Source organism: Streptomyces aurantiacus, from assembly GCF_001418335.1.
Classification (GTDB): Bacteria; Actinomycetota; Actinomycetes; order Streptomycetales; family Streptomycetaceae; genus Streptomyces; species Streptomyces aurantiacus.
In genome coordinates this window covers 1-6,685 of the sequence record NZ_LIPP01000245.1, presented here as the reverse complement: position 1 = coordinate 6,685, position 6,685 = coordinate 1, and the positions used below count along the sequence as shown (strand labels likewise).

Annotated in this window: 8 protein-coding genes and 1 tRNA gene; 6 read left to right on the top strand and 3 right to left on the bottom strand. The window is 68.6% G+C overall.

Annotation, left to right across the window (positions count from 1 at the left end):
* Nucleotides 1-189: 189 nt before the first annotated feature.
* Nucleotides 190-690 carry a DUF3830 family protein gene (locus tag AOK01_RS29000; protein ID WP_055516846.1) on the bottom strand — a complete coding sequence of 167 codons (501 nt, stop codon included), beginning with the start codon at nt 688-690 and terminating at the stop codon, nt 190-192.
* A gap of 98 nt (nt 691-788) precedes the next feature.
* Here AOK01_RS29000 and ehuB point away from each other — a divergent pair, with 98 nt between their 5' ends.
* From ehuB to AOK01_RS28970, 6 genes are all read left to right on the top strand, one after another.
* A complete protein-coding gene (gene ehuB / locus AOK01_RS28995) occupies nt 789-1,730 on the top strand; it encodes an ectoine/hydroxyectoine ABC transporter substrate-binding protein EhuB (RefSeq protein ID WP_079103842.1) in 942 nt (313 codons plus the stop codon).
* Nucleotides 1,727-2,446 carry an ectoine/hydroxyectoine ABC transporter permease subunit EhuC gene (ehuC, locus tag AOK01_RS28990; RefSeq protein WP_055516842.1) on the top strand — a complete coding sequence of 240 codons (720 nt, stop codon included), beginning with the start codon at nt 1,727-1,729 and terminating at the stop codon, nt 2,444-2,446. Before ehuB ends, ehuC begins: the two co-directional genes overlap by 4 nt.
* Nucleotides 2,443-3,093, top strand: a complete 651-nt coding sequence (ehuD, locus tag AOK01_RS28985) for an ectoine/hydroxyectoine ABC transporter permease subunit EhuD (protein ID WP_055516840.1) — start codon at nt 2,443-2,445, stop codon at nt 3,091-3,093. The genes ehuC and ehuD overlap by 4 nt, the downstream gene beginning before the upstream one ends.
* 85 nt (nt 3,094-3,178) lie before the next feature.
* Nucleotides 3,179-3,949, top strand: a complete 771-nt coding sequence (gene ehuA / locus AOK01_RS28980; RefSeq protein WP_055516850.1) for an ectoine/hydroxyectoine ABC transporter ATP-binding protein EhuA — start codon at nt 3,179-3,181, stop codon at nt 3,947-3,949.
* Between the two features lie 246 nt (nt 3,950-4,195).
* The gene (locus tag AOK01_RS28975; protein WP_055516837.1) at nt 4,196-4,954 is read left to right on the top strand and encodes an IclR family transcriptional regulator; all 759 of its coding nucleotides are present in this window, start codon (nt 4,196-4,198) and stop codon (nt 4,952-4,954) included.
* A gap of 98 nt (nt 4,955-5,052) precedes the next feature.
* Nucleotides 5,053-5,126, top strand: a tRNA-Lys gene (locus AOK01_RS28970).
* 112 nt (nt 5,127-5,238) lie between these two features.
* Here AOK01_RS28970 and AOK01_RS28965 read toward each other — a convergent pair.
* Together AOK01_RS28965 and AOK01_RS28960 are read right to left on the bottom strand one after the other, a co-directional pair.
* Nucleotides 5,239-5,859 carry a lytic polysaccharide monooxygenase auxiliary activity family 9 protein gene (locus AOK01_RS28965; RefSeq protein WP_055516836.1) on the bottom strand — a complete coding sequence of 207 codons (621 nt, stop codon included), beginning with the start codon at nt 5,857-5,859 and terminating at the stop codon, nt 5,239-5,241.
* Nucleotides 5,860-6,004: 145 nt separating this feature from the next.
* Nucleotides 6,005-6,685: nucleoside/nucleotide kinase family protein (locus tag AOK01_RS28960; protein WP_342671071.1), on the bottom strand; the 681-nt coding region annotated here is incomplete at its 5' end.

The window sequence follows — 6,685 nt, the reverse complement described above, 5'->3', positions numbered from 1 at the left end:
TGACGGCGCCGCGCCCCGCACTCCTGACGGTCGCCGCAGGCACCGTTGAGGGACGGCCGGGCCCCGCAGGGCCTGACGGCGCCGCGCCCCGCGCCCCTGACGGTCGCCGCAGGCGCCGTTGAGGGGCGCGGGGAACTGCGCGACAAGCCCCCACCGGACCCGCAGCGGACCACGCCCCCCGCCCGGGCCCTACACCCGCGTGAAACTCAACGACTCCCCCAGCGCCCCCGCCCGCCACAAGTCGTTGCACGCCTCCGCCATCGGCTCCAGGCCCTCCACCACCTGGCCCCAGACGATCCCCGGCACCCACCCCACGTCGCCGTTGAGCAGCAGGTTGTTGCGTTCGTAGAAGAGGGCCAGGTCGATCACCGGTGTGCCCGCCTGCACGCCGGAGGCACCCCCGTATCCGTACGCCTGGGAACCCAGCTGCGTGCCGGAGAACGAGAAGTAGCAGAGGTCGCCCGGGATGGGCGTGACGGTCGGGTTCTCCAGGGGTGGTTCCGTCGGCGCGAACGCCGGGAGCAAGGTGTAGATCTCGTTGCGGGCGTATTTGGCGTGGTACACGTCCCCGGCGAGGGGCAACGCGTTCCACACCGCCTCGCAGGTGATCGGGGCGCGGTCGTCGAGGAGCTTCGCGGTGCAGTGGACTCCGCGCTTGGGCAGGGACACGTCGATGTAGCGGTCGGCCATGGTTTCCATGGTCCACCCGGGGTCAAGACCGCCGCCACACGTACGGGGGGCGCAAAACAATCCGAATAACTCGCATCATCCGGGGTAGCCGCGCGCCCATGGCTCCACCATTTGGGAACGACTCGAAGGAAGCTTCGTCGGAGGCAGGGAACCTCGGACCCGGACCACGCGGCACGAGCCGCCGGTCGCTGCTGGCGGGTGTCGCGGCGCTCGGTGCGCTGGGCGCCGCCGGCTGCAGCCGCGTGGCCACGGCGTCGGGCAAGGACGGCGGTGAGCTCCTGGACCGGCTCAAGGCCCAGGGCGTCGTACGCCTCGGCATCGCGGGCGAGATCCCCTTCGGCTACATCGACAAGGACGGTGAGCTCACGGGCGAGGCCCCTGAACTGGCGAAAGTCATCTTCAAGCGGCTGGGGGTGGACCGCGTACAGCCCGTGCCGACGGAGTTCGGCTCGCTCATTCCCGGTCTGAAGTCCCAGCAGTTCGATGTGGTCGCCGCCGGCATGTACATCAACGCGGAACGCTGCGCGCAGGTGATCTTCTCGGACCCCGACTACCAGATGCTCGACGCCTTCATCGTGCGCAAGGGCAACCCCAAGAACCTGCGCGACTACAAGGACGTCGTGAAGTCGAAGGCGAAGTTCGCGACCGGCACCGGCTACGCGGAGATCCAGTACGCGGTCGAGGCCGGGTACAAGGAGAGCGACATCCTGATCGTCCAGGATCAGGTCGCGGGCATGAACGCCGTCGAGGCGGGCCGCGTCGACGTCTTCGCCGGGACGGCGCTGACCACCCGCGACGTCGTCAAGAAGTCCCGCAAGGTGGAGTCGACCGAGCCGTTCTCACCCCTCGTGGACGGCAAGCCGCACGTGGACGGCGGCGGCTTCGCGTTCCGTCCGACGGAGACGAAGCTGCGGGACGCCTTCAATGTGGAACTCGCGAAGATGAAGGAGAGCGGTGAGCTGCTCCGGCTTCTGCGGCCCTTCGGTTTCACCAAGAACGAGATGACCGATATGACCGCGAAGGAGTTGTGCGGCGGATGACATCGGGACTCTGGGAACTCGTACTCAAGGGCATCTGGGTCACGGTCCAGCTGCTGGTCCTCAGCTCGCTGCTGGCCGCGGCCGTCTCCTTCGTGGTGGGCATCGCGCGCGTCCACCGGCTGTGGATCGTCCGCTTCCTCGCGGGCTTCTACACCGAGGTGTTCCGCGGCACCTCGGCACTGATCATGATCTTCTGGGTGTTCTTCGTGCTGCCTCCCGCCTTCGGCTGGCAGCTGGTCCCGATGTGGGCCGGCACCCTCGCGCTCGGACTGACGTACGGGGCGTACGGCTCCGAGATCGTGCGCGGCGCCCTGAACTCCGTCGACCCGGCCCAGGTCGAGGGCGGCATCGCGCTCAGCTTCTCGCCCTGGCAGCGGCTGCGGCTGATCCTGCTGCCGCAGGCGGTGCCGGAGATGATCCCGCCCTTCTCCAACCTGCTGATCGAACTGCTCAAGGGCACCGCCCTGGTGTCCGTGATGGGCATGGGCGACCTGGCCTTCAGCGGGAACCTGGTGCGGCTCGCGCTGCAGGAGAGCGCGGAGATCTACACGTACATCCTGTTGATCTACTTCGTGATCGCCTTCCTGCTCACGCGGCTCATGCGCGGTCTGGAGAAGCGGCTCAAGGCCGGTATCGGCGAGGTTCCCGAGAAGAGCGTCTCCCAGCAGGAGCTGGGCCGCCCTGAGACCACCGGCGTCGGCGGAGGTGTCGTATGACATGGGACTGGAGTGCCGTCGGCGACTTCATGCCGCACTTCTGGGACGGCCTGCTGGTCACCCTCCAGGCTCTGGTGCTCGGCTCGCTGATCTCCTTCGCCCTCGGCCTCGTGTGGGCGCTGCTGATGCGCACGCCGACCCGCTGGGTGCGCTGGCCGGTCGGGGTCGTCACGGAGTTCATCCGCAACACCCCGCTGCTGGTCCAGCTGTTCTTCCTCTTCTACGTGCTGCCCGAGTGGGACATCACCTTCTCCGCGATGACCACCGGCGTCGTCGCGATCGGGCTGCACTACTCGACGTACACGATGCAGGTCTACCGGGCCGGCATCGAGGGCGTGCCGGCCGGCCAATGGGAAGCGGCCACGGCACTGAACCTGCCCATGACCCGGACGTGGACCGCGGTGATCCTGCCGCAGGCGATCCGCCGGGTGGTGCCCGCGCTGGGCAACTACGTCATCTCGATGCTCAAGGACACGCCGATGCTGATGGCGATCACCGTCCTCGACATGCTCGGTGAGGCGCGGCTGTTCGCGCAGCAGAACTTCCAGTTCACCGAGCCGCTGACGGTCATCGGCGTGGCCTTCATCGTCATTTCCTATCCGGCTTCCCTCCTCATGCGAGCCCTGGAGCGACGTCTTGTCCGCTGACACCCCCCCTTCCGAAACCCCCCTGTCGAACCTGTCGAAAGAGCCCGACACCAACTCCGCCACCGACTCCAGCATCAATCCGGCGGTGGACGGCAGCGAGCTGATCCGGTTCGACAAGGTCACCAAGCGCTTCGGCGCCAACACGGTCCTCGACGAGCTCGACTTCTCCGTCGCGTCCGGCAAGCACGTGACGCTGATCGGCCCGTCCGGCTCCGGCAAGACGACGATCCTGCGGCTGCTGATGACCCTGACCAAGCCCGACGAGGGCACGATCAAGGTCAACGGCGACTACCTCACCCACGAGGAGAAGAACGGCAAGCTGGTCCCGGCCGGCGAGAAGCACATCCGCGAGGTCCGCAAGAACATCGGGATGGTCTTCCAGCAGTTCAACCTCTTCCCCAACATGAAGGTGCTGCGCAACCTCACCGAGGCGCCGGTCACCGTGCTCGGCATGTCCAAGGACGCGGCCGAGGAGCGGGCCCGCGAGCTGCTCGACCTGGTGGGGCTCGCCGAGCACATCGACAAGTACCCGAGCCAGCTCTCCGGCGGGCAGCAGCAGCGGGTCGCGATCGCGCGGGCCCTGGCGATGCGGCCGCAGGTGCTGCTCCTCGACGAGGTGACGTCCGCGCTCGACCCCGAGCTGGTCGCGGGCGTCCTCGACGTGCTGCGGGACATCGCCCGCACCACCGACATCACGATGCTCTGCGTGACCCACGAGATGAACTTCGCCCGGGACATCTCCGACCAGGTGCTGATGTTCGACTCCGGGCACGTCCTGGAGTCCGGCCCGCCGGAGAAGATCTTCGGCGACCCGGAGCACGACAGGACCCGGGAGTTCCTCGGCGCGGTGCTGTGAGCCTGCTCAGCACGATCAGCGTGATCAGCACGATCAGCGTGATGAGCATGACTCTGGCACGCGCCAGCTGAATGCGCCGCTGTCGAGGGGCTGGAATGCGCCACCAATCTCGCCAACACCCCCTCCCGGTAAGGCCCTTGGCCGTTATCGTGGAGGGGGCCCGGCCGACCGGGCCGCGTTGATGTGCACGTCGATGCATACCCGCGTCGACCTGCGCGCCGGGCCGCAAAGCGCAGGGGGACCACCGTGGCGCTGAAGCACGAGTCGACCGCGCCGTACCACTCGGCCCAGGACGCCCTGCGCGTCCTGGAAACCGTGGCACGGCACACCACCGGCGTCACCGACGCCGAACTCGCCCGCCACACCGGCCTCGGCACCGAGCGCCTCACCGCGCTCCTGCGGATGCTGCGCAGGGAGGGGTACGTCGAGCAGCTCGCGGACGGGGCGTACGTCACCGGGGAGGCCTTCGGCCGGCTGGGTTCCGCGCACCACCGGGACGAGGCGCTGCGCGGCCGGCTCCAGCGGAACCTCGACCGGCTGCGCGACTCGGTCGGCGCCGCCGTCTACCTGAGCCGGTACGTGGACGGCGAGATCCACGTCACCCAGTGCGCGGAAGGCCCGGCCACCCCCGCGGTCAACGAGTGGGTGGACTTCCGCTCCGCGGCCCACGCCAGCGCGATCGGCAAGAGCCTGCTCGGCCAGCTCGACCTCAACGGCCGGCGCGACCACCTGTCACGCCACCGGATGGCCCGGCTCACCTCGCGCACCATCACGAACGAACGGGTCCTCCTGTCCCGGCTCGACGCCCAGGCACCCACCGTGCCCGTGCTCGACCTCCAGGAGTACGCGGTCGGCACGGTCTGCGCGGCGGTCCCCGTCACGGCGGGATCGACCGTGGGCTGCCTCGCCCTCTCCCTCCCGGTGGAGCACGCCCACCGGCTGCGCGAGGCGGCGGACACCCTGAACCGGGGCGCGGCGCCGGTGCTGCTCTCCTTGGCGATCTGAAGCCCTCTGACCTGCCGACCGTGGTGGTTCGGAGCACCCCTGAGGACCGGGTAGTATTTTCTCTGTCGCCAGCCGCGAGAGCGGTCGGCGAGAGTCACGCGCCGCTAGCTCAGTTGGTTAGAGCAGCTGACTCTTAATCAGCGGGTCCGGGGTTCGAGTCCCTGGCGGCGCACAGACGCACAGAAGAAAGGCCCCCGTGAGAGCGGGGGCCTTTCGCGTTCCCGAGGGAACCTACCCGTGGGGGCCGGCGGAGATACTCAGGAGGTTCAGGAGGCTCAGGAGGTTCAGAAGGCGACGTCCGAGCAGGCGTAGAACGCGTTCCCCGTGTCGGCGATCGTCCACACCGCGAGGATGACGTGGTGCCCGCTCTTGCCGGACGGCAGGGTGCCGCTGTGCGAGAGCGTCGCCGGGGGCTGACCGCTGTAGGGCACGGTCAGGAACGGTGCGGTGTCCAGCGCGGACCGGCTCAGCGGAGCGTTCTGGTTCCAGCCGTTCTTGGTGATGTAGTACTTGAAGTCGGTCGTGGAGTGCCGTGCCGTGAACTGCCAGCGGAAGGTGTAGCTCTGCCCGCCGTTGACCTTGGTCGTCGGCCAGGCACCGCCCGAGGGCGTCGTCGCCTTGTCGAGCGCGCCGAAGTTGGCGTGGTTCGCGGAACAGATCTGGCCGTCGGAGGGTCCGGCCGCCGGGAATCCCTTGGGGCCCTCGACGCTCTGGGGCTCCCACTGGATGTCGCCGCAGTTGGTCACGGTGCCGTTCTGGCAGACCTTCTGCCGGCTGACGGGGAGATCGGTGTAGCCGTGGCCGGTGGCTCCGCCGCTGGAGAGCACGAACGCTCCGGTGGTGGCGAGCCCGACCGCGACCGCGTACCACTTCAGCCGCTTTCGGGGTGGGGGATTTTCTCGCATGCTGCCGCTCCTGGAGTACGTGGGGGAACTTCCGTGAGCCGTGCGTGCGCATCGCGATGCGTGAGGCGATGTTTCAGGTCTAGACCAAGTATCAGATTATTGCCAAGACTTGGATGTGTCCATATCAAGTCCACATCAGAACGAATCAGAACGAAGACGGGTCCATGCCGATCGTGGTGAGCGTCCGGTGGCACCGGTCCCGTGACTTCTCCACCAGCTGCCCGTTCGGGTCGTCGTTGGTCGCGACCCAGTCCCGGGCCTGCGCCTCGTCCCTCCCACCCGCCAACTGCCGCTCCACCAGCCTCTCCTGCCGCACATCCCCGGGCGCTTCCACGTACCAGCACTCCCCCATGAGTACGTACGCGTCCCGCCACCCCGGCAGATCGCAGGCGAGGTAGTTCCCCTCGGTGACCACGAGCCGGGCGGCCGGCGGCACCAGATGGCGTCCGGCGACGGGCTCGTGGAGCGTGCGGTCGTAGTCCGGTACGTAGATGTCGTGGACGGTCTCGTCGAGGACCCGGCGCAGCAGATCGACGTACCCCCACACGTCGAAGCTCGGCTCGGAGCCCTTGCGGGCGGTCAGACCGAGGCGTGCCAGCTGCGCGTTGGAGAGGTGGAAGCCGTCGAGCGGCAGATAGGCGGCACCCTCGCCGAGGTGCGCGACCAGGGCGCGGGCGAGGGTCGACTTGCCGGCTCCGGGCGGTCCCGCCAGGCCCAGTACGGCGCGCGGCGTGCCGTCGGTCAGGCTCCAGGCGTCCGAGGCGAGGCCGGACAGGGTGAGGGGGTCTCCGGCGAGAGAGGCTCCGGCGGGGGTGTGGGGGTCAGG